General features: G+C 64.3%; 22 protein-coding genes. 11 read left to right on the plus strand and 11 right to left on the minus strand.

What is annotated here, in order from left to right; all coding sequences use genetic code 11:
- Positions 1-13: 13 nt before the first annotated feature.
- The 8 genes from atpG (at position 14) to WCZ84_RS03440 (ending at position 9,799) form a co-directional block, all read left to right on the plus strand.
- Complete coding sequence (gene atpG, locus WCZ84_RS03405; RefSeq protein ID WP_372684855.1) at positions 14-919, plus strand: F0F1 ATP synthase subunit gamma; 906 nt, start codon at positions 14-16, stop codon at positions 917-919.
- A 41-nt stretch (positions 920-960) separates the two neighbouring features.
- Positions 961-2,382, plus strand: a complete 1,422-nt coding sequence (atpD, locus tag WCZ84_RS03410; protein WP_372684856.1) for a F0F1 ATP synthase subunit beta — start codon at positions 961-963, stop codon at positions 2,380-2,382.
- Between the two features lie 9 nt (positions 2,383-2,391).
- Entirely contained in the window at positions 2,392-2,817 is a 426-nt protein-coding gene (locus tag WCZ84_RS03415) for a F0F1 ATP synthase subunit epsilon (RefSeq protein ID WP_372684857.1), read from the plus strand.
- Between the two features lie 169 nt (positions 2,818-2,986).
- On the plus strand, positions 2,987-3,988 hold the full coding sequence (locus WCZ84_RS03420) for an ABC transporter permease (RefSeq protein ID WP_372684858.1): 1,002 nt from the start codon (positions 2,987-2,989) through the stop codon (positions 3,986-3,988).
- Between the two features lie 44 nt (positions 3,989-4,032).
- Entirely contained in the window at positions 4,033-5,037 is a 1,005-nt protein-coding gene (locus WCZ84_RS03425; protein WP_372684859.1) for a sugar ABC transporter substrate-binding protein, read from the plus strand.
- Positions 5,038-5,097: 60 nt separating this feature from the next.
- Positions 5,098-7,230 (plus strand): ABC transporter permease, encoded by a 2,133-nt coding sequence (locus tag WCZ84_RS03430; RefSeq protein ID WP_372684860.1) that lies wholly within the window; start codon positions 5,098-5,100, stop codon positions 7,228-7,230.
- Positions 7,227-8,303: a strictosidine synthase gene (locus tag WCZ84_RS03435; protein ID WP_372684861.1), complete on the plus strand. Its 1,077-nt coding sequence runs from the start codon at positions 7,227-7,229 to the stop codon at positions 8,301-8,303. Before WCZ84_RS03430 ends, WCZ84_RS03435 begins: the two co-directional genes overlap by 4 nt.
- Complete coding sequence (locus tag WCZ84_RS03440; protein ID WP_372684862.1) at positions 8,303-9,799, plus strand: sugar ABC transporter ATP-binding protein; 1,497 nt, start codon at positions 8,303-8,305, stop codon at positions 9,797-9,799. The genes WCZ84_RS03435 and WCZ84_RS03440 overlap by 1 nt, the downstream gene beginning before the upstream one ends.
- Positions 9,800-9,814: 15 nt before the next feature.
- Here the strand turns inward: WCZ84_RS03440 and trpC are convergent, their stop codons facing one another.
- From trpC to rpe, 6 genes are all read right to left on the minus strand, one after another.
- Positions 9,815-10,618, minus strand: coding sequence for an indole-3-glycerol phosphate synthase TrpC (gene trpC, locus WCZ84_RS03445; protein WP_372684863.1), 804 nt, complete (start codon positions 10,616-10,618; stop codon positions 9,815-9,817).
- Positions 10,615-11,649, minus strand: a complete 1,035-nt coding sequence (trpD, locus tag WCZ84_RS03450; RefSeq protein WP_372684864.1) for an anthranilate phosphoribosyltransferase — start codon at positions 11,647-11,649, stop codon at positions 10,615-10,617. Before trpD ends, trpC begins: the two co-directional genes overlap by 4 nt.
- Before the next feature lie 51 nt (positions 11,650-11,700).
- Positions 11,701-12,267, minus strand: coding sequence for an aminodeoxychorismate/anthranilate synthase component II (locus tag WCZ84_RS03455; RefSeq protein ID WP_372684865.1), 567 nt, complete (start codon positions 12,265-12,267; stop codon positions 11,701-11,703).
- Between the two features lie 254 nt (positions 12,268-12,521).
- On the minus strand, positions 12,522-14,042 hold the full coding sequence (gene trpE, locus WCZ84_RS03460; protein ID WP_372684866.1) for an anthranilate synthase component I: 1,521 nt from the start codon (positions 14,040-14,042) through the stop codon (positions 12,522-12,524).
- A complete protein-coding gene (locus WCZ84_RS03465) occupies positions 14,039-14,731 on the minus strand; it encodes a phosphoglycolate phosphatase (protein ID WP_372684867.1) in 693 nt (230 codons plus the stop codon). Before WCZ84_RS03465 ends, trpE begins: the two co-directional genes overlap by 4 nt.
- 58 nt (positions 14,732-14,789) lie before the next feature.
- The gene (gene rpe / locus WCZ84_RS03470; RefSeq protein WP_372684868.1) at positions 14,790-15,521 is read right to left on the minus strand and encodes a ribulose-phosphate 3-epimerase; all 732 of its coding nucleotides are present in this window, start codon (positions 15,519-15,521) and stop codon (positions 14,790-14,792) included.
- Between the two features lie 73 nt (positions 15,522-15,594).
- Here rpe and WCZ84_RS03475 point away from each other — a divergent pair, with 73 nt between their 5' ends.
- From WCZ84_RS03475 to WCZ84_RS03485, 3 genes are all read left to right on the plus strand, one after another.
- Positions 15,595-16,854 (plus strand): murein transglycosylase A, encoded by a 1,260-nt coding sequence (locus WCZ84_RS03475; RefSeq protein ID WP_372684869.1) that lies wholly within the window; start codon positions 15,595-15,597, stop codon positions 16,852-16,854.
- Between the two features lie 61 nt (positions 16,855-16,915).
- Positions 16,916-18,100: an FAD-dependent monooxygenase gene (locus WCZ84_RS03480; protein ID WP_372684870.1), complete on the plus strand. Its 1,185-nt coding sequence runs from the start codon at positions 16,916-16,918 to the stop codon at positions 18,098-18,100.
- 79 nt (positions 18,101-18,179) lie between these two features.
- Positions 18,180-18,941 (plus strand): DsbC family protein, encoded by a 762-nt coding sequence (locus tag WCZ84_RS03485; RefSeq protein ID WP_372684871.1) that lies wholly within the window; start codon positions 18,180-18,182, stop codon positions 18,939-18,941.
- Here WCZ84_RS03485 and WCZ84_RS03490 read toward each other — a convergent pair.
- From WCZ84_RS03490 to WCZ84_RS03510, 5 genes are all read right to left on the minus strand, one after another.
- The gene (locus WCZ84_RS03490) at positions 18,938-20,089 is read right to left on the minus strand and encodes an ABC transporter substrate-binding protein (protein ID WP_372684872.1); all 1,152 of its coding nucleotides are present in this window, start codon (positions 20,087-20,089) and stop codon (positions 18,938-18,940) included. The two genes, WCZ84_RS03485 and WCZ84_RS03490, sit on opposite strands and share 4 nt — an antisense overlap.
- Before the next feature lie 70 nt (positions 20,090-20,159).
- Positions 20,160-20,819: a thiopurine S-methyltransferase gene (locus WCZ84_RS03495; RefSeq protein WP_372684873.1), complete on the minus strand. Its 660-nt coding sequence runs from the start codon at positions 20,817-20,819 to the stop codon at positions 20,160-20,162.
- 91 nt (positions 20,820-20,910) lie between these two features.
- Positions 20,911-22,347, minus strand: coding sequence for an NAD(P)(+) transhydrogenase (Re/Si-specific) subunit beta (locus tag WCZ84_RS03500; protein ID WP_372684874.1), 1,437 nt, complete (start codon positions 22,345-22,347; stop codon positions 20,911-20,913).
- Entirely contained in the window at positions 22,344-22,652 is a 309-nt protein-coding gene (locus WCZ84_RS03505; RefSeq protein WP_372684875.1) for an NAD(P) transhydrogenase subunit alpha, read from the minus strand. The genes WCZ84_RS03500 and WCZ84_RS03505 overlap by 4 nt, the downstream gene beginning before the upstream one ends.
- Positions 22,652-23,770 (minus strand): Re/Si-specific NAD(P)(+) transhydrogenase subunit alpha, encoded by a 1,119-nt coding sequence (locus WCZ84_RS03510; RefSeq protein WP_372684876.1) that lies wholly within the window; start codon positions 23,768-23,770, stop codon positions 22,652-22,654. Before WCZ84_RS03510 ends, WCZ84_RS03505 begins: the two co-directional genes overlap by 1 nt.
- Positions 23,771-23,917 lie beyond the last annotated feature (147 nt).

Raw genomic sequence — 23,917 nt, forward strand, 5'->3', positions numbered from 1 at the left:
AAGGATTGAGCCCATGGCTGGAATCAAGGAAATTCGAACCAAGATCAAGAGCGTGCAAAACACGAGCAAGATCACCAAGGCGATGGAGATGGTCGCGGCGGCGAAAATGCGCAAGGCGCAGGACCGCATGCGCGCAGGCCGGCCGTACGCCACCAAGGTGCGCGCCATTGCCGCGCACCTGATGCAGGCCAACCCCGATTACACCCATCCCTATATGGTAGAACCCGCGAAACTGTCGGCCGTCGGGGTCATCATGGTGACCACCGACAAGGGCCTGTGCGGCGGTCTGAACACCAACATCTCGCGCCTGGTCCTGCACCAGATCAAGGCCCTCGAGGCTCAGGGCATCAAGGTGCAGGCCACCGCGCTGGGTTCCAAGGGCCTGAGCCTGCTCAACCGGGTCGGTGTCGACGTGGTGTCATCCGAGGTCCAGCTGGGCGACGCCCCCAATCTCGAACGCCTGATCGGCGCCATCAAGGTGCAGCTCGATGATTTCGTCAGCGGCAAGATCGATGCCGTCTACCTGGCGACCAGCCGCTTCGTGAACACCATGCGCCAGGAGCCCAGCTTCCTGCGTCTGCTGCCCCTGCCCAGCGGTCTGGCAGATCCCTTCCAGGCCGATGCCGACGCCGCAGAGGACGGTGCCCTGCACACCCAGTATGGCTGGGACTACCTCTACGAGCCCGACTCGCAGACCGTCATCGACGACCTCCTGCTGCGCTACGTCGAGGGCCTGATCTATCAGGCGGTCGCCGAGAACATGGCCAGCGAGCAATCGGCGCGCATGGTCGCCATGAAGGCGGCTTCGGACAACGCCAAGAAGGTCATCGACGACCTGCAGCTGGTCTACAACAAGACGCGTCAGGCGGCCATCACCAAAGAAATTTCGGAAATCGTGGGCGGTGCGGCCGCGGTCTGATCGACGCGCGCAACGCAAAACGGATCTTTATAGGACTAAACATGAGCAACGGTACCATCGTTCAGTGCATCGGCGCCGTGGTGGACATTCAGTTTCCCCGCGACAGCATTCCCAACATCTACGACGCGCTCACCCTGGCCGACGAGTCATCCGACTTCGCCGAAAAAGGCCTGACTTTCGAAGTGCAGCAACAGCTGGGCGATGGCGTGGTGCGCACCATTGCCATGGGCTCCTCAGATGGCCTGCGCCGCGGCATGTCGGTGGCGGCAACCGGTGCGCCGATATCCGTACCGGTCGGCCCGGGCACTCTGGGGCGCATCATGGACGTGCTGGGGCGCCCCATCGACGAGCGCGGCGCCATCAGCACCTCCGAGCGTCGGGCCATTCACCAGCCGGCCCCGCAGTTCGACGAACTGTCCCCTTCGGTCGAACTGCTCGAGACCGGCATCAAGGTGATCGACCTGGTGTGCCCTTTTGCCAAGGGCGGCAAGGTCGGGCTGTTCGGCGGTGCCGGCGTGGGCAAGACGGTGAACATGCTCGAACTCATCAACAACATCGCCAAGGCGCACAGCGGCCTGTCGGTGTTTGCCGGGGTGGGCGAACGCACCCGTGAAGGCAATGACTTCTACCACGAAATGTCCGATGCGGGCGTGATCCAGCTGGACAACCTGCCCGAGTCCAAGGTGGCCATGGTCTTTGGCCAGATGAACGAACCCCCCGGAAACCGCCTGCGCGTGGCGCTGTCAGGCCTGACCATGGCGGAAAGCTTTCGCGACGAAGGCCGCGACGTGCTGTTCTTCGTCGACAACATCTACCGCTATACCCTGGCGGGTACCGAAGTATCGGCGCTGCTGGGCCGCATGCCGTCCGCGGTGGGCTATCAGCCGACGCTGGCCGAAGAAATGGGCAAGCTGCAGGAACGCATCACGTCCACCAAAACGGGTTCCATCACGTCCATCCAGGCCGTGTACGTGCCGGCCGACGACTTGACCGACCCGTCGCCCGCCACCACCTTCCTGCACCTGGATTCCACCGTGGTGCTGTCGCGCGACATCGCGGCGCTGGGGATCTACCCGGCGGTCGATCCGCTCGACTCCACCAGCCGCCAGCTGGATCCGCAGATCGTGGGCGAAGAGCACTACAACGTGGCGCGGGCTGTTCAGCAAACCTTGCAGCGCTACAAAGAACTGCGCGACATCATTGCCATCCTGGGCATGGACGAGCTTTCCCCCGAAGACAAGCAGGCCGTGGCCCGGGCGCGCAAGATCCAGCGTTTCCTGTCGCAGCCTTTCCACGTGGCCGAGGTCTTCACGGGGTCGCCCGGCAAGTACGTACCGCTGGCCGAAACCCTGCGCGGCTTCAAGATGATCGTCGAAGGCGAATGCGACGCCTTGCCCGAGCAGGCCTTTTATATGGTCGGCTCCATCGACGAGGCCTTCGAGAAGGCCAAGACGCTTCAATAAGGAACCCCCATGGCGACTCTGCATATCGAAGTGGTCAGTGCGGAAGCCTCGATTTATTCGGGCGAGGCCACCTTCGTGGCCCTGCCCGGAGAATCCGGCGACCTGGGCATCCTGCCCGGCCACACGCCACTGATTTCACGCGTCCGTCCCGGCACCCTGAAAATCCAGCTGGCCGATGGCACCGAAGAAAACATCTTCGTGGCTGGCGGCATCCTCGAGGTGCAGCCCAACGGGGTGACGGTCCTGTCGGATACGGCCATCCGTGCGGCCGACCTGGACGAGGCCAAGGCCCTGGCTGCGCGCGAGCGCGCCGAAGAGGCCCTGCGCAACACGAAAGACAAGGCCGACATGGCGGTGGTCGAGGCCGAACTGGCGATGCTGGCCGCGCAGGCTGCGGCTGCGCGCAAGTTCAGCCAGGGGCGCCGGTCGCACTGAGCTCCACTAAAAAAAGGGTGCCTTTCGAGGCACCTTTTTTTTGCTCTTGGGGTTTTGAAACACCCGCTTGCCAATTCGCCCCTTCCGTACATCACGGAAATTGAATACAGTATATTGTTTTCAACCTATATCATACGGCCGACCCGGCCCCCCCGCCCACGGAGACACCATGCCATCCACCGACCGCCTCAGACGCCTGGTGCATCATGGTGGGTTCACGCAGGAGCGCATCGTTTTTCTCTTGGCGGTGCTCCTGTTTGCGGTGTTTTCGGCCACCCTGCCGGGTTTTGCCACGGTCGACAACGTGCTGCCCCTGTTGCGCAACGTGTCCGTGCTCGGCATATTGGGCCTGGCCATGGCGTTGGTGATCATCGGGCGGGGTATCGATCTCTCCCTGGTGGCCACCATGGTCATCGCCGTGGCCTGGGCCCTGTCGCTGGCGCGGCCGGATGAAAGCGCCACCGGGCCGCTGCTGATGGGGCTGGCGCTGGTGCTGCTGGTGGGCATCATCAACGGCATTCTCATTGCCTATGTCGAAATATCGGCTCTGTTTGCCACGCTTGGCACCTGGGCCGTCATCTATGGCTTTGGCATGTTCGCCCTGCTGTCCCAGGAAATCATCCCGCTTTCCACGCAATGGGAGGGCGTCCAGTTTCTGGGGACGGGCAGCCTGCTGGGCATCCCGATGCCAGTGGTGGTGTTCTGCCTCGTCGCGCTGCTGGCATGGCTGTTCCTGCGTTACGCGCGGGCAGGGCTGTACGTGCGCGCCATAGGCGACAACCCCCAGACGGCCCGGCTCACCGGCATAGGCGTACGCCCCGTGATCTGCCTGCAGTACGTGCTTTCGGCGGCCATCGGTTACCTGGCGGGCATCGTCACGGCGGCCACCGTGGCCACTATGAATACGCGGGTGGCCAATTCATCGCTGGTCTACGACGTCATCCTGGTGGTGGTGCTGGGCGGTATCGGGCTCAGCGGCGGCAAGGGCGGCGTGCGCAACGTGATCGTGGGCACGCTGCTGATCGGCATTCTGATTAATGGAATGACCATCATGAATCTCGAATACACCACACAGAACATCATCAAGAGCGTAATCCTCTTGATTGCCATCGTAGTCGACAGCGTCCTCAATCCACGCGACGAACAGACTGCGCAACAGGGGGATATCTGATGACGCCCCGCCAGAGATTGCCTCTTTGAAGGCAGGAGGATGAGATGAAAACACTGAAACAGGTTTTGGCCGTTGCGGCCCTGAGCGCCCTCAGCACCTTGGCGTTTGCCCAGAAAGACGGCATTGTCGACCCGGGGCGCCAACCTTACTACGACGCCTTCAAGGACAAGACCATATCGATCGCCGTGGCCACCATGGGGCTGGATCTCAGCCAGGCCTGGGTATCCACGATCCGGCGCGATCTCGAGCCGCTTGGGGTAAAGATCAACGTGCGCGACTACAGCTGGAAACCGGATGTCGGCGCCCAGGCGCTGACCAGCATGATCGCCGAAGAGCCCGACATCATGGTCGTGCACAATGTGGACGTCACCTCGTTTGCGCGCCTCATCAAGCGCGCCGAAAGCGCCGGCATCCCGGTGGTGCAGCTGAACACCAAGGCGATCTACACGTCGTCGGCCTATGTGGGCGTCGACTGGACGGAAATCGGCGAACGCGCCGCCGAGACCCTGGTCAAAGCCTGCGGCGAAGGCACGTCGCGCAAGGTGGCGATCATGCAGGGGGCCGTCACCGATCCGGCCAGCACCTACCAACTCCGAGGCGTGAACAACGTGCTGGAGAAGCATCCGGAAATCACGGTGGTGTCGGATCAGGCGGCCGATTGGGATTCCTCCAAGGCCTACGCCATTACCACGACCATCCTGCGCCAGCATCCCGACCTCTGCGGTATCACGGGCTTCTGGGACGGCATGGACGTTGGCATCGGCAATGCGGTGCTCGATGCCAAGCCCGCTCAGCCGGTCACGGTGGTGTCGTCGGGCGGCGGCGCCACCAGCGCCTGCGACAACGTGAAAAAAGGCGTGTTCACCCACTACGTGAGCTTCAATGCACCATTGCAGGGGCACGACCTCAGCTCGGCGCTGAAAACGATCCTGCAACAGAAGCTCGACGTGGGCACGGGCCAGTTCTATCTGTATTCGAAGCTCGACGTGATCGACAAGGACAATCTGACCCCCCAATCCTGCTGGGACCTCAACGATTACCAGCAATGATCGGACCGTCGGGCAATTCCCGGTTCTGGCGCCAGCCAGGGCCGGGTTCGGGAGAATGGGGTGGCCAGTCGTTCGCTTTATGACCGCTATCTGCAGTGGCGCTACCGGCTGGTGCCGGATCACCTGCTGGGCGAGGTGCTGGCCAAGCGCTGGATAGAAAACGCCATTCCAGTGGCCAGCCTGCTGATCGTCATGGCTTTGCTGGGCTGGCAGATCCCGAAGTTCTTCTCCGCCGGATCCATCGTCGATTTTCTGCGCATGCTGGGCGAGTTCGGCTTTGTCGTATGCGCCATGATGATCGTCATGGTGGCCGGCGGGATCGACCTGAGCGTGGGCTCGATCGTGGCACTGGGCAACATCACGGCGCTCTATCTCATGAACGTCGCCGAATGGTCCGTGTGGCTCATGGCGCCGGCCGTTCTGCTGGTCTGTGGGTTGGTGGGCCTGGTCAACGGGGTGCTGGTCGGCTACCTGAAGCTGCGCGCCTTCCTGACGACACTGGTCACCCTCATCATCGTGCGGGCCATCGTCGACGTACTGCTCATGCAGCAGGCGGCCGCAGTGTCGTCCGTTTTCCTGGATGATGACGCCTGGGAATTCGTCGGCATGGGTACGGTATTGGGCGTGCCGTTCGGCTTCTGGCTGTTTGCCGTATTTGCGGTGGCCGCGCACTTGTTCCTGAGCCGCACCCGGCCCGGCTGGCACATCATGGCCATTGGGGGCTCGCGGCGTTCCGCCTACAACGTGGGCATTGCCGTGCCGCGCACCGTATGCAGCACCTACGTGATGTCCGGCATCCTGTGCGGGGTATCCGCAATCCTCTATGCGGCCCGCCTGAATAACGCCGGCCCGGCCACGGGGGTGGGCATGGAGGTCATGGCCCTGACGGCCGCCGTAGTGGGGGGCAACAGTCTGGGTGGGGGCAAGGGTTCCGTGCCCAAGGCCTTCATCGGGTCCGTCACGGTATTGCTGGTCACCGACGGCCTGGTGCGGCTAGGCCTGCTCAGCGGCTCCAGTTCGCTGGTGCTGGGGCTGATCCTGTTGCTGGCGGTGGGTATCGACGTGCGCTGGCTCAAGAACCGGCACAAGCTGCTGGCGAAAGTCTATGTGTCGCCCACGTACCTGGCGCTGCCGCCGGCCCCGTCGACCGAACCCGACGCCGATTCGCCCTATGCCATCAACGACCGGCTGAAAGACGTGGAACTGATCGGGTTGGGGCAGATCGAGGGGCCCGAAGACATGATCTTCGATCGCCACGACCACCTGTACACCGGCTCGCGCCACGGCGACGTGGTCCGCTTCCTGGCGCCCGACTACCGGCAGATGGAGATTTTTTCACATATCGGCGGTACGCCGCTGGGCTTTGCCATGGATCGGGACGACAATCTCCTGCTGTGCGATGCCGGCATGGGGCTGTACCAGATCGATCCACAAGGCGAATTCCTCAAGCTCACCGACGAAACCAACCGTACGCCGTGGTCCATCAACGATGACTCGCGCCTGCGCCTGGCCGACGACCTCGACATCGCGCCGGACGGCCGGGTGTTTTTCAGCGAGGCCACGGTGCGCTACGAGATGCATGAATGGCCGCTGGACGCACTCGAAAGCCGCGGCAACGGCCGCATCATCTGCTACGATCCGCGCAACCGCAGCACGCGCACGATCCTGCGCCGTCTGGTCTTTCCCAACGGCATCTGCATGTCCCATGACGGCCAATCCTTCTTCTTTGCCGAATCCTGGGCGTGCCGCATCAGCCGCTACTGGTTTGCCGGGCCGCGGGCCGGGCGCGTCGAACGCGTGATCGAGAATCTGCCGGGCTATCCGGACAACATCAACCGGGCCTCCGATGGCTGCTATTGGCTGGCGATCATGGGCATGCGCACGCCCTCGCTCGAGCTGGCTCTGCGGCGTCCCTCGTTTCGCCGCCATATGGCACGGCGGGTCGCCCAGGATGAGCTGCTGTTTCCCAATCTCAATACGGGCTGCGTTCTGAAGTTCGACGAGGCGGGCCGCGTGGTCGAGTCGCTTTGGGATCGCAGCGGCGAAAACCACCCCATGATCACCTCTCCACGCGAACACAAGGGCTATCTATACCTGGGCGGGGTGTTCAACAATCGGATCGGCCGTTACCGGATTCCGGGGGCGGATACGTCCTGGACGAGCCAGGGCAGCTACTGGGGGGCGGCGACATGATCCCGTTCTGGCGGCGGTTGGCCGATCGGTTGCTCGGGCGCGGTGAAAGCGCGGTGACGGTGCCCGCCATGGATGGCGCCTTGCAGCCGAATACGCTGCTCGATCAGGCGCGGGTGCTGGAGACGGCGCTCGAACCGGACAACCTCGTGCGCTGGCAGGGGGGGCTGTTGTATACGTCGGGGCCGGACATCCGGCGCGTGGGCCAGGATGCGCCGCTGCACCGCCTGCCGGCGCCGGTGGCCTGTCTGGCGGCCTGGGGCGACGAAACGCTGCTCGCCGGATTGGCGGACGGCAGTCTCCTGGTGTGTGCCGGGGCGCTCGACGGCACGCGCCATACGCACTGGGCGGCCGGCCGGCCCATGGCGTGCCCGACGGCCTTGTGGCTGCAGGATGCCCGTACGGTGCTCGTTGCCGAGGGATCCAGCCGCAATGCGCCGGCCGACTGGCAATTGGACCTGATGCAGAGGAATGCCCTGGGTTCCGTGTGGCGCCTCGATCTCGATACGGGCCAGGCCACCCAACTGGCCGACCGCCTGGCCTGGCCGGCGGGGCTGGCCGGGGACGGCCAGGGGCGCGTACTGGTCTCCGAGAGCTGGCGCCACCGTGTGATCCGCCTGCCGGCGCAGCCTGGCGTTGCAGCGGCCGAGGTCCTGGGCGATCTGCCCGCGTACCCTGGGCGGCTGGTACCCGGCCCCCAGGGCGGGTTCTGGCTGGCCTTGTACGCACCGCGTTCACAGTTGGTTGAACTGGTCCTGCGCGAAACCCGGTATCGCAACGACATGCTCCGGGAACTCGAGCGCGATCACTGGATCTGCCCGGCGCTGTCAGGCAAGCGCAGCTTCAAAGAGCCGCTGCAGCGCGGCGGCCTCAAGCAGATGGGCATCCTCAAGCCGTGGGCGCCGTCCCGGTCCTATGGGCTGGCCCTGTATCTGGATGCGGACCTGAACCCCGTGCACGGCAAGCACAGCCGTGCCGATGGCCGGCGCCATGGCATCACCAGCCTGCTCGAGCATGAGGGTACGCTGTATGCCGCCAGCCGTGGCGGCGACATGATTCTCGCCATGGAGCCCTGATGGACACGATACTTTCGCTCGAGCGTGTCAGCAAATCCTACCGGGGGGTATACGCGGTCAAGGATATCGATTTCGACTTGCGGCGTGGCGAGGTGCATGCCTTGCTGGGTGAAAACGGCGCGGGCAAGTCGACCCTCACCAAGATCATTGCCGGAATCATCGCGCCCTCATCCGGGCGCATCGTGCTCGAGGGGCGCGAGGTCACGTTCGATGAGCCGTCCGAGGCCTTGGCCCACGGGGTGGCCATGGTATTCCAGGAAACCAGCCTGGTACCGACGCTGACGGTCGCCCAGAACCTGTACCTGGGTAACGAAAAACTCTTCAACCGGCTGCGCGGCTTGTACATTTCGGCCCAGACGTTTCTGCAATCGCTCAATTTCGGGGTGGATCCCGCGCATCTGGTCTCGTCGCTGGGTGCTGCGCAGAAGCAGCTGGTCGAGATCGCCCGGGCGGTGCATCACAAGGCGCGCGTCCTGGTGTTCGACGAGCCCACGGCCTCGCTGACTCCCGAGGAAAAGCGGTATTTCTTCTCGCTCGTCGAACGTCTGCGCAAACAAGGCGTGTCCATTATTTTCATCTCGCATGCGCTCGAAGAGGCGCTGCAAATTGCCGATCGCATCACGATTCTGCGCGATGGCGAACACGTGCTGACAGAATCGGCGGCAGCGCTGGATCGCGACCGGATCATTGCCGCCATGGTGGGGCGCACGCTCTCCAATGAGCTCTATGGGCACGCATCGGCGGGGCGATCCACGCGTGCGCGCGGCGCCCGCGTGCTGAGCGTGCAGAACCTGTCCATGGGCAGCATGGTCAAGAACAATTCTTTTTCCATTTATGCCGGCCAGATCACGGGCATGTTCGGCCTGGTGGGGTCCGGACGCACCGAGACCGCAAAAATCATCGCGGGCGCACTCAAGCGGGATTTTCTTCATGGGGGCGAGATCCGGCTCATGGGCAAGCCGATCCGCTACCGCATCCCAAAGCAGGCCATACGCGACGGTATCGTGTATGTGACGGAAGACCGCAAGATCGAGGGCTTCTTCGAGACCATGTCGATTGCGGAAAATCTGTACGTGGGCCAGATGGCCGCCCACCGGGCCGCGCAGAGGGTCAACATGGCACAGATGCAGGCGTTGGCCAAGGATTGGCGTGCCCGGCTGAATATCCGGGCGATCGGCAATGACGCCCGCGTGATCGAACTCTCTGGCGGCAATCAGCAAAAAGTGGTGATTGCCAAGTCTCTGCTGCAGCGGCCGCGCCTGGTCATCTTCGATGAACCGACCCGCGGCGTCGATGTCGGCGCGATTGCCGAAATTCACCAGCTGATCAATGAGTTGGCCGACAGCGGCCTGGCCGTTCTGGTGATTTCTTCGTATCTGCCCGAGATTTTCACCTTGTCGGACCGGGTGCTGGTAAGCCGCGAAGGTCGCGTGGTCGAGGAATTCACCCGCGAAAACGCCACCGAAGAGCGCATCATGTACGCCGCCGTGCACTAGCCTGGGGCGATGGGCTCAGGCAGTATGCGGTTCCATGAACAGCGCGCGCAAGGCCAGGCCCGGATCGGGGGCGCGCATGAAGGCTTCGCCCACCAGGAACGCCTGCACGTCGGCCGCTCGCATGCGTTGAACATCTTCGGGCGTGAGGATGCCGCTTTCGGTGATCACCCGCTTGCCGGGCGGCAGCTGCTCGAGCATGGACAGGGTGGTGTCGAGACGGGTCTCGAAGGTGCGCAGGTTGCGGTTGTTGATCCCCAACAGCGGGGTTTGCAGTGCCAGCGCCGCTTCGAGCTCGTCTGGATCGTGGATTTCGATCAGCACGTCCATGCCCAGCTCGAGCGCGACTGACTCGAGCTCGATTAAATCGGCCGCCGGCAAGGCGGCCGCAATGAGCAAAATACAGTCGGCCCCCAGGGCGCGGGCATGGATCACCTGGTAGGGATCGACCATGAAGTCTTTGCGCAGCACGGGCAGGCTGCACGCCGCCCGGGCCTGGCGAAGGTGATCGTAGCCCCCCTGGAAATACTGCACGTCGGTCAGCACGGACAGGCAGGCGGCGCCATGACAGGCATAGCTGCTGGCGATGGCGGCCGGGTTGAAGTCGGCGCGAATCACCCCTTTGGATGGCGAGGCCTTCTTGATCTCGGCGATGACGGCGGGCTTGCCCTGCGCGATCTTGTCTTCGATGGCGCGTGCAAAGCCACGGATGTCCTTGCGATTTTGAGCCTCGCGCAGGACTTCGGCTTCGCTGCGCATCTGGCGCGCCGCGGCCACTTCGCTGCGTTTGGTCTCGAGGATGCGGGCCAGGATGTCGTTCATGCGGCAAACCTTTGTGTGTACTGACAGAATTCTTCGAGCTTCTGGCGGGCGGCCCCCGATGCGATCAGGTCGCCGGCCTGGGCGATGCCCTGTTCGATGCTTTCGGCCCGATTGCCGGCGTACAGCGCCAGGCCGGCATTGAAGTGCACGATGTCCCGCGCGGCACCCCGGTGATTATCGAGCGCCCAGCGCACCAGCCGGGCCGATTCTTCGCGATCGGCCACCTTGATGCTGCGGTTCGAGACCATGGCCATGCCGAAGTCTTCGGGATGGATTTCGTACTCTTGGATCTGGCCGTCCTTGAGTTCGCCCACCAGGGTAGAGGCGCCCAGCGAGGCCTCGTCCATGCCGTCCTTGCCATGCACGACCAGCACGTGGCGCGAACCCAGCCGTTGCAGCACCCGAACCAGGATTCCGACCAGATCCGGGTGGAATACCCCCAGCAGCTGGTTGCCCGCCCTGGCAGGATTGGTCAGCGGCCCCAGGATGTTGAAAATCGTGCGGACACCGAGTTCACGGCGCACCGCGGCCACGTTTTTCATGGCGCCATGATGCGCCGGTGCGAACATGAAGCCGATACCGGTGGCTTCGAGACATTCGGCCACCTGGGCTGGCGTGGCGGTAATACAGGCGCCCAGTGCCTCGAGTACGTCGGCGCTGCCCGATGAGGACGAAGCGCTGCGATTGCCGTGCTTGGCGACCCGCACGCCACCGGCCGCCGCCACGAACATGGCGGCGGTCGAGATGTTGAAGGTGCGCGAACCGTCACCGCCGGTTCCGCACATGTCCAGCAGGTCTTCAGGCCGGGGCGCATCCACGGCCAGCGCGAACTCGCGCATCACCTCGGCCGCCGCGGTGATCTCGCCCACGGTTTCCTTTTTTACACGCAACCCCATGAGCAGGGCGCTGGCCAGCTGCGGCGACATTTCCCCGCGCATGAGCATGCGCATCAGCGAGAGCATTTCGTCGTGAAAGATTTCACGGTGCTCTATGCAGCGGACCAGGGCTTCGGTGGGTGTGATGGGGGACATGAATCGATTTCCTTGAAACGTGGGCGAGGCGTGGAACCGGGCAACAGGCCGTCATCCTTCGAGAAAATTGCGCAGCAGGGCATGCCCGTGCTCGCTCAGGATGGATTCGGGATGGAACTGCACCCCGTACACGGGCAGGGATTCGTGCGCGACCCCCATGATTTCACCATCGGCCGTCTCGGCCGTCACCTGCAGGCAGTCTGGCAGGCTGCTGCGGTCGATGGCCAGCGAGTGGTACCGCGTGACGGTGAATGGCGAGGGCAGCCCGCGGAATACATCGCTGCCCCGGTGCGTGATCTCGGACACCTTGCCATGCATGAGCTGACGGGCCCGTACGATGCGCCCCCCCCAGGCCGCACCGATGGCCTGGTGGCCCAGGCAGACCCCGAGGATGGGAATGGTGCCCGCGAAATGGCGGATCAGTTCGATCGAGATCCCGGCCTCGGCCGGGCTGCAAGGCCCGGGTGAGACGCAGATTCGGTCAGGGGCGATCGCCTGGACCCCCGCCAGGTCGATCTGGTCGTTGCGCACGACCTGCACCTGGGCGCCGAGTTCGCCAAAATACTGCACCAGGTTGTACGTGAAGGAATCATAATTGTCCAACATCAGCAGCTTCATGGTTTTTCCTGGAACCACCGTGCTGGGGACAATCGATCAAGAAACTTGCCGCCAGTACGGCGGCAAGTTGCGATGAACCACGCACGAGCATGCCGCCCCTAGAAGAGGCGCCACCAAGTGGATACGTGAGGGTTCTCTGGTTGTGTCATGTGCGGCATTGTACTGTGCCGAAGAAAGACATGTCGAGAAGGGAAAGTACCAGTATGCATGCCAAGCCTGCATGGGCCTGCTGTTCCGTTGGCCTGGGCCGCGGATCAGATGGGGTCATCCAGACCGAACTGGACCTGCTCGGCTGCGCGCAACAAGGCGCGGGCTTTGGCTTCGGTCTCGAGCCATTCTTTTTCGGGATCCGAGTCGGCCACGACCCCCGCGGCTGCCTGAACGTACAGCATGCCGTCACGGATGATGCCTGTGCGGATGGCGATTGCCAGGTCCATCTCGCCACCGTAGCTCAGGTAGCCGGCCGCCCCGCCGTAGATGCCGCGTCGCACGGGTTCGAGCTCGTCGATGATCTCCATGGCGCGTACCTTGGGCGCACCGGTGAGGGTGCCTGCCGGGAACGTGGCGCGCAGTACGTCGATGTTGCTCAGGCCCTCGTCGAGTTCGCCGCACACGTTGGAGACCAGGTGCATGACGTGCGAATAGCGCTCTATGGTCATGGTGTCGGTGACCTTGACGCTGCCTGTCTTGGCCACGCGGCCGATGTCGTTGCGGGCCAGGTCGATCAGCATGACGTGTTCGGCGCGCTCTTTGGGGTCGGCCAGCAGTTCTTCTTCGAGGCGCAGGTCTTCTTCGTGGGTGGCGCCGCGCTTGCGCGTGCCAGCCAGGGGCCGGATGGTGACGGTTTCGCGCAACTGGCCCTGGATTTCCTCGCGGTCCTTGCGCACCAGGATTTCAGGTGATGCCCCGACCACGTGGAAATGATCGAAATTCCAGTAGTACATATAGGGCGACGGATTGAGCGAGCGCAAGGCGCGGTACAGCGACAGCGGTGAATCGCGAAACGGTTTGGCGATCACCTGACCCACCTGGACCTGCATCAGATCGCCGGCTTCGATGTAGTCTTTGGCTTTTTGCACGGCCGCGAGATAGTCTTCTTTTTTGAAATCGCGTTCGGTTGGGGTCTGCATGCTGGCGTAGGCGTAGGGGATGACCACCGGGGTGCGCAGCTTTTCGCGCAGTGCCTTGAGCCGCCGCCGCGCCAGCGCATAGGCTTCGGGCTGTTGCGGGTCGGCATAGATGATCAGGTAGGTGCGCCCCGCCAGGTTGTCGACGATGACCAGCTCGTCGATGTGCAGCAGCAGGATGTCGGGCGTGCCCGTCTGTTGCCCCGACGGCCATGGCTTGACGTTCGGCCCCAGGCGCGGCTCGATGTGGCGCACCGTGTCGTAGCCGAAGTAACCAGCCAGGCCGCCCGCAAACCGGGGCATGCCGGGGCGCAGGGCGACCTTGAAGCGCTTCTGGTAGGCTTCGATGAACGCCAGGGGGTCGCCGTCGTGGGTTTCGACCACCTCGCCGCGCGTGATGACCTCGGTGTGGGTGCCCATGGACCGGATCTGGGTCTTGGCCGGCAGGCCGATGAATGAATAGCGCCCGAAGCGCTCGCCGCCGACCACCGATTCGAGCAGGCAGCTGTTGCGGCCGGCCTCGGGCCCGGCGTGGGCCAGTTTCAGGTAGATGGCCAGGGGGGTGTCGAGATCGGCGTAGGTTTCCGCGATCAGCGGGATGCGGTTGTAGCCTTGGGCAGCCAGGGCGTTGAATTCGATTTCGGTCATGGTACTTTGCCTTGCATGGCGGTATCCAGGGCCCAGGCCGCTGCGTCTTCGAGCGTATCGACGACGGCGTCTGCGGGCAGGGTATGGGCGGAACGGCCTTCATTGTACCCATAGGGCAGGGCCAGCATGCGCATGCCGGCGGCCTGGGCCGCCAGGGCATCGTTGATCGAGTCGCCGATGAACAAGGTGTTTTCGGCCGGCTCATTCAACAGGGTGCAGGCATGCAGCAGGGGGGCGGGATCCGGTTTCTTGGTGGCGCAGGTATCGCCGCACACGATCGCGTCGAAATAATCGAGCAGTTCGAACTGCTCGAGCAGCGGATGGGTGAAGGCGGTCGGCTTGTTGGTCACCACGGCCATGGCGCAACCGTGGTCGCGAAACAGGCGCAAGCCCGCGACCACGCCTGGATACAGGCGGGCTTCGCGGCCATTGAGCCGTGCATAATGGGCCAGGTAGCGGTCCAGGGCGCGCGCCTGTTGCAGGGGCCCGGGGTGGCGGCCCCCCAGCCCCAGGATGCGGGCCACCAGGGTGTCGCTGCCCTTGCCGACGTGCACCGCGATGGTGTCTTGTGCCAGGGGCGGCTCGCCAAAATCCTGGCGCATCGCATTGATGGCGGCGGCGATGTCCGGCAGCGTGTCCAGCAGGGTTCCGTCGAGGTCGAAGTGTACGGCATTCAATGGCATGTGCATGCGGCAGCCAGGGGCTGCCAATCGGTTCGGGTTGGGCGTCATCGTAGCATCGCGACGCCTATCGGGCCGCCGTGAAGGCGGCCTGGCGCTGGGCGTCGCCTTGCGCGATGCCGGCGCGCAGCGCCTGGATGACGGCCGGGTAATCGGGCTGGCCGAAAATGGCCGAACCGGCGACGAAGGTGTCGGCCCCCGCCGCGCGGATTTCGGCGATGTTGTCGCTTTTGACCCCGCCATCCACCTCCAGGTGGATGGCCTGCCCCCCCTGCGCTTGCCATTGATCGATGCGGCGGCGTGCCTCGGCCAGTTTGGCGAGCGTGCGCGGCAGGAAGGACTGCCCGCCAAAGCCCGGATTGACCGACATCAGCAAGATCAGGTCCAGTTTGTCCATGACGTGATCCAGCCAGTGCAGAGTCGTGGCCGGGTTGAACACCAGCCCCGCCTTGCAGCCCTGGTCGCGGATCAGGGCGAGGGTGCGGTCGACGTGGCGCGAAGCTTCGGGATGGAAGCTGATGATGTCGGCCCCGGCCCGGGCAAATGCGGGTACCAGCGCATCCACGGGCTCGACCATCAGGTGGACGTCGATCGGCGCCGATAGGTGCGGGCGCAGCGCGGCGCACACCATGGGCCCCATGGTCAGGTTCGGCACGTAGTGATTGTCCATGACGTCGAAATGGATCCAATCGGCGCCGGCGGCCATCACGGCTGCGACTTCGTCGCCCAGGCGGGCAAAATCGGCAGACAGCAGACTGGGTGCGATACGGGCGGTGGGCAGGGCGGGCATGGCGTTCATGGGGTGGAATATGTCATCATGGCAGTTTTGGATCAAGCACTATTTTAGTGCACTGCAATGGCCGGGACCCCGAATGAGAAAGCCGTCCTCCCTGCTTGTTCTACTGGCCTTCCTGGCCGCGTGTTCTACAGCGCCCCTGCAAGACGAAGACGGTCTGGCCGTTTCCCCAGAAGACATCACAGAGGTCACTTTGTTCGATGTGCCGCCGCTGTCGGCGCTGCCCGATACCGCACCGCGTCCGCTCAAGGGGTCGTATCGGGCCGTGCCATGGGCCGATTTGCCCGGCTGGTCCGCCGATGGGCTCGACCAGGTCTGGAAGGCGTTCATCAATAACTGCCGCGGTCTGATGCGCCCGACATCCGGCGCCTTGGCGTTGCCGGCCCGTGCGGCGCCCAGGGTGTGGCAGCCGGTGTGCCGGCGGGCGCTGGACGACGGTCTGGACAAGGACCCTGCTGCGGTGCGCGAGTTCCTCCAGGGGCACTTGCGGCCCTGGCGCCTGGAAGGTCCCGGCGGCCTGGTCACCGGCTATTATGAGCCGCTCATCCGTGCGTCCAGGACGCGGCAGGGCGATTATCAGTGGCCATTGTATGCGGTGCCGGATGATTTGCTGACCATCGATCTGGGGGCGGTGTATCCAGAACTGGCCGGCAAGCGGGTACGCGGCAAATTGCAGGGGCGCCGGGTGGTGCCCTACGATACCCGCGCCCAGATCGATGCCCACCCCGACCGCCAACCGCCCGCCATCGTTTGGGCCGATGACCCGATCGAAGCGTTTTTTCTGCAGATTCAGGGCTCTGGGCGGGTCCGCCTGCCCGACGGCTCCACGATCCGGCTGGCCTACGCCGACCATAATGGCCGCCCGTATGCATCCATTGGGCAGTGGCTCGCACAACAAGGTGAAATGCCCCTGGCGCAGGCATCGATGCAGAACATCAAGGCCTGGGCGCGTCGCCATCCCGAACGGCTGGGCGAGCTTCTGTCGGTCAATCCAGCCATGGTGTTCTTCAGGGCGGAGACGATTGTGGATCCTGAACTCGGTCCGCGTGGCGCCTATGGGGTACCGCTCATCGGCCAGAGGGCGGTCGCGGTCGACGCCGACTACGTGCCGCTGGGCACGCCCCTGTTTCTGGCCACTCAGCAACCGGGGGGCACCGGGCCGCTGCAGCGCCTGGTGTTCGCCCAGGATACGGGCGCGGCCATCCAAGGGCCGGCGCGTGTCGATTTTTACTGGGGTACGGGCGATGAAGCCGGCGCGCGCGCAGGGCGCATGAAGCAGAAGGGCCACGTGTGGCTGCTCTGGCCTGTCTCTGCCGGCGCGCCGACTGCTCGCTGATCCACCGGTCGCTTCGCAGGCCGGGTACTATAACGATCATGAACATGCAAGGTGAACGGTCATGAACACGCACAGCTCGATCCTGGTCTGCGGTACTGGCATTGCCGGCCTGGCCTGTGCCCTGGGGGTCGCGCGTGCCGGCCGGCCGGTGGCGATCCTCGGGCCGCGCACACCACCGCCGGTGCCCGAACATGACGCCTATCATCCGCGGGTGTATGCCCTCTCGCCCGCCAGCCGGGCACTGCTAGAGCACCTGGGCGTCTGGCGGCTCATGGACGCGCGGCGCATCACACCGGTGGAAACCATGGAAATCTACGGCGATGCCGATGGCTTCCTGGATTTGTCGGCCTGGCATGACGCGCGCCAGGCCCTGGCCTGGATCGTCGAATCCGGCGAACTCGAACGCGTGCTGCACCAGGCCGTGCAGGTCATGGGGGTGACGTGGCACGAAGACCGTTTCGCATCGCTGCACGCTTCGGCAGATGAAATCCGCGTCCATACCGAAGCCGGTCACGTGCTGTCGGCCCGCCTGCTGGTCGGGGCCGACGGGGCTCGCTCGCCAGTCCGGCTGGCGGCCGGGGTGACACACCGATACGCCCCCTATGGGGATCAGGGCGTGGTGGCGCACGTCGACATCGAAATACCGCACCAGAATCGAGCCTGCCAATGGTTCACGGGCGATTCGGTGTTCGCGCTGCTGCCTATGCCCGATACGGATCAGGGGCCGCAGGCTTCATTGGTCTGGTCCATGCCCCATGGCCAGGCAATGGCCTGGCAGGCGCTGGGCGCCGATGCCCGCCAGCAGTGGCTGGCAAGCCGCGCGCTGGCCATTACGGGGGCCCGGTTGGGCCGCCTGCGCCTGCGCACGCCACCCCGTGGGTTTGCACTGACGCTCGAATATTCGGACATGGTCGGGCAGCGGGTGGCGCTGGTGGGTGATGCCGCGCATCGGGTGCATCCGCTGGCCGGCCAGGGGCTCAATCTGGGCCTGGGCGACGTCCAGACCCTGCTGCAGGTGCTCGCCGGGCGCGAGGCCGGCCATGATCCAGGCGACCGCCGTGTACTGGCGCGCTATCGGCGCCGGCGTCTCGAGCCTGTCTATGCCATGGGCTTCGTCACGGACGGCCTGCACCGTCTGTTCGGCGCGCACTGTGCACCGGCTGCCTGGATTCGCAACCAGGGGCTCCGGCTGGTCGATGATCTCCCGTTCATCAAGCGCCATCTGATCCGGGCGGCAGCGGGTTGATGGGCCGGATTCGATGCGGCAGATCGACCATCGTGTTACCTTCTTTTTTGCATCAGGGTGTCGACCCGGGAATCTTTTCATGAAAGCCGTTTTTTGGGCTGCCCTCGTGTTGTCGGCAGCCACCTCGATTGCGCAATCGCAGCCCAGCCAACCCGCCGCCACTGGCGAGGCCGCTCAGGCGGCTACCGTTTCGCCTGATCAGCTGGCCGGCATTCAGCACGCTTTCGAGCAGCGCTTCCCCGGTATTCAGGCCGAGGCGGTACGGCCCACGCCATTCGATGGCCTTTATGAAGTCCAGGTGGGGCTGGATCTGGTCTACACAGACGCGCAGGCGCAATTCGTCTTGCAGGGTTCGCTGATCGATGCCCGTGCGCGTCGCGACCTCACGGCCGAGCGGCTCGAGGCCCTGCAGCAGGTGGCGTTCGACAGCCTGCCCCTGCATGACGCCATCAAGCAGGTGAAAGGTTCGGGGGCCCGCGAGGTCGCCGTATTCGAAGATCCGAACTGCGGTTATTGCAAGCAGTTGCACAAAACGCTGGAAAGTATAGACGACATCACGGTCTATACGTTCCTCTACCCCATACTCAGCCCGGATTCCAGAACCCGTTCACGCAACATCTGGTGTGCCGATCAGCCGGCCCAGGTCTGGCGCGACTGGATGGTGCATGGCAAGCAGCCCGCCGTCGCCGAATGCGAGACGCCGCTGCAGAGCAATCTCGCACTGGGGCGCAAGCTCAATGTGCAGGGCACCCCAGCCCTGTTCTTCGCCGATGGCAGCCGCATCAATGGGGCCATGCCCCTGGCGGTTCTCCAGGAAAAATTCGATACGCTGACGCCCTAGCGCAGCAAGACCCATTGGCCGTTTTTCACGGTAATGAGCTCGCGGCCGCGTTCGTCGAACCCGCTGTGGTCGGCAGGGCTCATGTTGTATACCCCCTGGGTGGCCACCAGCTCGGTGGTCTGTTCCAGGGCATCGCGCAGCGCACTGCGGAATTCGACCGTGCCGGGGCGCGCGGCCTGGGCCGCCAGCGGGATGGCTTGCTGCAGCAGCAGGCCGGCATCGAAGACGTTGGCCCCGAACGTCGCGGGTTTTTCACCGTACCGCCCTTCATACTGCTGTATATAGTCTTCGACGATCGGTTTGGACGGGTTGCTGTCGGGGATCTCTGGCAATACCAGCATCAGGCTGGCTGCCAGAATGGTGCCTTCGGCCGATGGCCCCGCGAATTTCAGGAAGGCTGGCAGTGCGGCCCCATGGGTCTGGTAGAACTGCCCCTGATAGCCCTGTGACGCCAGCGTGGTTTGTGGCAGTGCGGCGGCGCCCCCGGTTCCGGCGATCAATACCGCATCGGGGCGCGCTGAAAGAATCTTGAGCGCCTGCCCGGTGACGGAGCTGTCCGTGCGCTGGTAGCGTTCGGCAATGATGAGGTCGATGCCGTTTTCTTTGGCCAGGGTGCTGAACACCTGGTGCCAGTCGTCGCCATAGGCATCGGCAAACCCGATGAAACCGACCGTCTTGATGCCGCGACGCTTCATGTCCTGGATCAGGGCCCGGGCAATGATGTCGGTGTTCTGCGTGGTCTTGAAGGCCCAGCGTTTCTGCTCGGTCATGGGCAGGACGACGGCGGCTGCGCCCACGGGCGCCAGCATGGGCGTACTGTTTTCTGCGATGAACGGCAGCACACTCATCGAATTGGGCGAACCGGTGGGGCCTATGATGGCATCGACCTGGGATTCCGCCATGAGTTTCTTGAAGGCCGTGACGGTTTGTGTCGGGTCGCTGCCATCGTCGAGCGCGATGTACTCGATGGTCAGGTCACCCGCCTGAGTGGGCAGCAAGGGAACCGTGTTGATTTGCGGGATGCCGACCAGGGCCGTTGGACCCGTGGCCGAGGCCACCACCCCGATCTTGACCTGTGCCTGGGCCAGGCACGAAATACCCGAGAGCAGCACAGCCAGCACACTGAACCGTAGCAGGGAAGTCTTCATTGATTACTCCGAAAGACCCGGTACGCGGACCGGGAAAACAGGATGCAGGCGGTGGCCTGCGCCGCGGCGGTCACGACCGCGCCGTCAACAGGCTGACACTGGTGTGGATGCGCGTCACGCCCCGCGCGGCAAATTTGGGTTCATGTGCGAGGACGTCGCGTGTTTCGAGCAGGCGGACCTGCCAGCGGGGCTCGAACAGTTGCCGGATTTCTGCCTCGGGCACCGAGAACGGTGGGCCGTCCATTTGTTCCTGGGGGTAATCCAGGCCCAGCAGCAGGGTTTGACAACCGGCCGGCAAGGCGCCATAGACCCGCTGTACATAGCGTTGCCGCAGCTCGGGCGTCAGGGCGATCAGGGCCGCCCGGTCGTAGCTGGCCACGCAGGCACCCAGCTCGTCGGCCTGCAGCTCGAAGATGTCGCCGCAATAAAAGCGGATGCGGTCGGCTTCGTACCAAGTGCCCTGGGTCGCGGCCCGGATGGTGGGTTGTATCCCGTGTTCATTGAAAAACTGCTCGACGGCGACGGAGGAGAGCTCGACGGCCAGCACCTCGTGGCCTTCCGCCGCCAACCAGGCGATGTCGAGTGATTTCCCGGCCAGCGGGACCAGCACGCGGCTGCCGGCGGGCAGGCCCAGAGACTGCCAGTGTTTCTGCAGCAGCGGCATCACGCGGCCCTGGTGAAAGCCGATTTGCCCTTGTTGCCAGCGCTGCAGCCAGAATTCGTTGTCCATGAATTGCCTTCTCGTAGGTGAAAGAATCAGGCCCGTGCGCCGACGGCCCCGTGCCTGGGAGGCGGGGCGCGCCTGCGCCCGCCCCGCGGTGTCATTCGAGCGCCTTGACCATGTCTTCGAGTACCTTTTTGGCATCGCCAAAGACCATCATGGTCTTGTCCATGTAGAACAGCTCATTGTCCAGCCCCGCATAGCCGGCCGCCATGCTGCGCTTGTTGACGATGACCGTGCGCGCCTTGTAGGCCTCGAGTATGGGCATGCCGGCGATGGGCGACTGGGGGTCGTTCTTGGCCGCCGGGTTGACCACGTCGTTGGCGCCGAGTACGAGCACCACGTCAGTCTGGCCGAACTCGCCATTGATGTCGTCCATCTCGAACACCTGGTCGTAGGGAACCTCGGCCTCGGCCAACAGCACGTTCATGTGTCCTGGCATGCGCCCCGCCACCGGGTGAATGGCGTATTTGACGGTGACCCCTTGCTCGCCCAGCTTGCCCGCCAGTTCTTTGAGCGCGTGCTGGGCACGGGCCACGGCCAGGCCATAGCCGGGCACGATGGTGACCGTATCGGCATTGCTCATGAGGAAGGCCGCATCGTCGGGGCTGCCGGACTTCACGCTGCGCTGCTCTTGGGCGCCGGCCGGACCCGCTGAAACATCGGCGCCGAACCCGCCCAGGATCACGTTGAAGAACGAGCGGTTCATCGCTTTGCACATGATGTAGGACAGAATGGCCCCCGATGAACCCACCAGGGATCCGGCGATGATCAGCATCGGGTTTTCCAGTGAAAACCCGATGCCGGCCGCGGCCCAGCCCGAGTAGCTGTTGAGCATCGAGATCACCACGGGCATGTCCGCGCCACCGATCGGGATGATGATGAGCACGCCCAGCACGAAGGCAATCGCCGTCATCAGCACGAAAGGCAGCCACGACTGCGTGACCATGAACCAGATGCCGCAGGCCAGCATCACCAGGGCCAGCAGCAGGTTGAGCATATGCTGGCCGGCAAACACCACCGGGGCGCCCTGGAACAGGCGGAACTTGTATTTGCCCGACAATTTGCCAAAGGCGATGACGGACCCGGAGAAGGTAATGGCCCCGACAAAGGTGCCGATGAACAGCTCGAGCCGGTTGCCGGTGGGAATGGGCGCACCGGCGGCCGCGATGTTGAAGGCATGGGGTTCGGCCACGACGGCGAAGGCGATGGCCACGGCTGCCAGGCCAATCATGCTGTGCATGAAGGCGATGAGCTCGGGCATTTTGGTCATTTGCACCTTGCGTGCCAGAACCGTGCCAAAGCTGCCGCCGATCAGCAGGCCGAGCACGATGCGCCCCAGGCCCAGGCCGGCCGCGCCGTCGCGCGACAGCTCGAAAATCAGGGCCGCGGTGGTCAGGATCGCAATGGCCATGCCCACCATGCCGAACACGTTGCCGCGCCGCGAGGTGGTCGGGTGCGACAGCCCCTTGAGCGCCTGGATGAAAAATACCGACGCGACCAGGTACAGCAGGGTGACGACGTTGGCCGAGATCATGACTGGCCCCCCTTGCGGTCCTTTTTCTTGAACATCTCGAGCATGCGCTGGGTGACCAGGAAGCCGCCGAATACGTTGACGGCGGCCAGGGCGACCGCCACGATGCCCATGACCTGGGCCAGAGTGCCTTCGGTGAGCCCGGTGGCCAGCATGGCACCCACGATCACGATGGCCGAGATGGCGTTGGTGACGGCCATCAAGGGGGTGTGCAGGGCCGGGGTCACGTTCCAGACGACGTGATAGCCCACGTAGACCGCCAGTACGAAAATGATGATGTTGATCAGGGTAGGATTGACGGCTTCCATCAGGGGTTCCTCAGTACTTGTCCATCGTGGCAGACCAGGCAGGCCTTGACGATGTCGTCGTCTTCCGGCAAGGCGAGCTGTGCCTGGTCGTTGATGATGAGTTTCAGAAAGTCGAGCAGGTTGCGCGCATAGAGTGCCGACGCGTCCGTGGCCAGGAGGGCCGGGAGATTCGTCAGCCCCACCAGCGTCACGCCGGCGTGCTCTACGACTTGGCCCGCGACCGACAGGGGGCAGTTGCCGCCCCGTTCGACAGCCAGGTCGACGATGACCGAGCCGGGCCGCATGGCGGCCACCGTGTCGGGCTGGATCAGCACCGGTGCGGGCCGGCCCGGGATCAACGCCGTGGTGATGACGATGTCGGCCTGCTTGCAGCGCTCGGCCACCAGGGTGGCCTGGCGCTGCATCCAGCTGGCGGGCATGGGGCGCGCATAGCCGCCTGTGCCTTGGGCGATTTCGCGCTCTTCGTCGGTTTCGAAGGGAACGTCGATGAACTTGCCCCCCAGGGATTCGATCTGCTCGCGTACGGCAGGGCGCACGTCGGATGCTTCGACCACGGCGCCCAGCCGCCGCGCGGTTGCGATCGCCTGCAGGCCGGCCACCCCGGCACCCAGCACCACGACCCGGGCCGCCTTGAGCGTGCCCGCGGCCGTCATCATCATGGGAAAAATGCGCCCATAGTGCTGTGTGGCCAGCAGGACGGCCTTGTAGCCCGCCAGGTTGGCCTGCGAGGACAGCACGTCCAGGCTTTGGGCGCGCGTGGTACGAGGGGCGGCCTCGAGCGCGAAGGCCGTCAGGCCTGCGCCTGCCATGGCTTGCAGGCCATCGGCATCGAACGGATCGAGCATGCCCAGCAGTACGCTGCCGGCCCGCATGCCCTGGAGCTCTTCGTGGCTGGGGCGGCGGACCTTGAGTACCAGCTCGCAGCCGAGCGCGGCCTTGGCGTCGCACAGCGTGGCCCCGGCTTTTTCATAGTCGCCATCCGGGTACCGGGCGGCCAGGCCCGCGCCCGCCTGGATCATGACGTGATGCCCTGCCTGCACCAGTTTCTTGACCGTTTCGGGGGTGGCCGCGACGCGGGTTTCACCGGGCAGCGTTTCTTGCGGAATCCCTAGCTGCATGTCGGGCTCCATCGCTTGCGGTGGCTGTATGGGCAATTCATGATATCTCCCAAGGGTTGTGTTGCAGGCATTCTTCTACGAAAGAGGGGCTTGTGCAACAAGGATAGTGGTTCTCTGGTGCGCTGGTCTCGTGCAATCATCCGTCAT

The organism is Castellaniella sp. (genome assembly GCF_041675725.1).
GTDB lineage: Bacteria > Pseudomonadota > Gammaproteobacteria > Burkholderiales > Burkholderiaceae_B > Castellaniella.

Bases quoted from the DNA above. Each gene is read 5' to 3' on its own strand.
- WCZ84_RS03455 (WP_372684865.1), bottom strand. From the start codon at position 12,267: ATGAAGCTGCTGATGTTGGACAATTATGATTCCTTCACGTACAACCTG.
- WCZ84_RS03510 (WP_372684876.1), bottom strand. From the start codon at position 23,770: ATGCAGCTAGGGATTCCGCAAGAAACGCTGCCCGGTGAAACCCGCGTC.
- WCZ84_RS03475 (WP_372684869.1), top strand. From the start codon at position 15,595: ATGAGAAAGCCGTCCTCCCTGCTTGTTCTACTGGCCTTCCTGGCCGCG.
- trpC (WP_372684863.1), bottom strand. From the start codon at position 10,618: ATGAACGACATCCTGGCCCGCATCCTCGAGACCAAACGCAGCGAAGTG.
- WCZ84_RS03490 (WP_372684872.1), bottom strand. From the start codon at position 20,089: ATGAAGACTTCCCTGCTACGGTTCAGTGTGCTGGCTGTGCTGCTCTCG.
- WCZ84_RS03495 (WP_372684873.1), bottom strand. From the start codon at position 20,819: ATGGACAACGAATTCTGGCTGCAGCGCTGGCAACAAGGGCAAATCGGC.
- WCZ84_RS03420 (WP_372684858.1), top strand. From the start codon at position 2,987: ATGCCATCCACCGACCGCCTCAGACGCCTGGTGCATCATGGTGGGTTC.
- WCZ84_RS03435 (WP_372684861.1), top strand. From the start codon at position 7,227: ATGATCCCGTTCTGGCGGCGGTTGGCCGATCGGTTGCTCGGGCGCGGT.
- rpe (WP_372684868.1), bottom strand. From the start codon at position 15,521: ATGAACGCCATGCCCGCCCTGCCCACCGCCCGTATCGCACCCAGTCTG.
- WCZ84_RS03500 (WP_372684874.1), bottom strand. From the start codon at position 22,347: ATGATCTCGGCCAACGTCGTCACCCTGCTGTACCTGGTCGCGTCGGTA.
- trpE (WP_372684866.1), bottom strand. From the start codon at position 14,042: ATGACCGAAATCGAATTCAACGCCCTGGCTGCCCAAGGCTACAACCGC.
- WCZ84_RS03465 (WP_372684867.1), bottom strand. From the start codon at position 14,731: ATGCACATGCCATTGAATGCCGTACACTTCGACCTCGACGGAACCCTG.
- WCZ84_RS03440 (WP_372684862.1), top strand. From the start codon at position 8,303: ATGGACACGATACTTTCGCTCGAGCGTGTCAGCAAATCCTACCGGGGG.
- atpG (WP_372684855.1), top strand. From the start codon at position 14: ATGGCTGGAATCAAGGAAATTCGAACCAAGATCAAGAGCGTGCAAAAC.
- WCZ84_RS03415 (WP_372684857.1), top strand. From the start codon at position 2,392: ATGGCGACTCTGCATATCGAAGTGGTCAGTGCGGAAGCCTCGATTTAT.
- trpD (WP_372684864.1), bottom strand. From the start codon at position 11,649: ATGTCCCCCATCACACCCACCGAAGCCCTGGTCCGCTGCATAGAGCAC.
- WCZ84_RS03480 (WP_372684870.1), top strand. From the start codon at position 16,916: ATGAACACGCACAGCTCGATCCTGGTCTGCGGTACTGGCATTGCCGGC.
- atpD (WP_372684856.1), top strand. From the start codon at position 961: ATGAGCAACGGTACCATCGTTCAGTGCATCGGCGCCGTGGTGGACATT.
- WCZ84_RS03505 (WP_372684875.1), bottom strand. From the start codon at position 22,652: ATGGAAGCCGTCAATCCTACCCTGATCAACATCATCATTTTCGTACTG.
- WCZ84_RS03425 (WP_372684859.1), top strand. From the start codon at position 4,033: ATGAAAACACTGAAACAGGTTTTGGCCGTTGCGGCCCTGAGCGCCCTC.
- WCZ84_RS03485 (WP_372684871.1), top strand. From the start codon at position 18,180: ATGAAAGCCGTTTTTTGGGCTGCCCTCGTGTTGTCGGCAGCCACCTCG.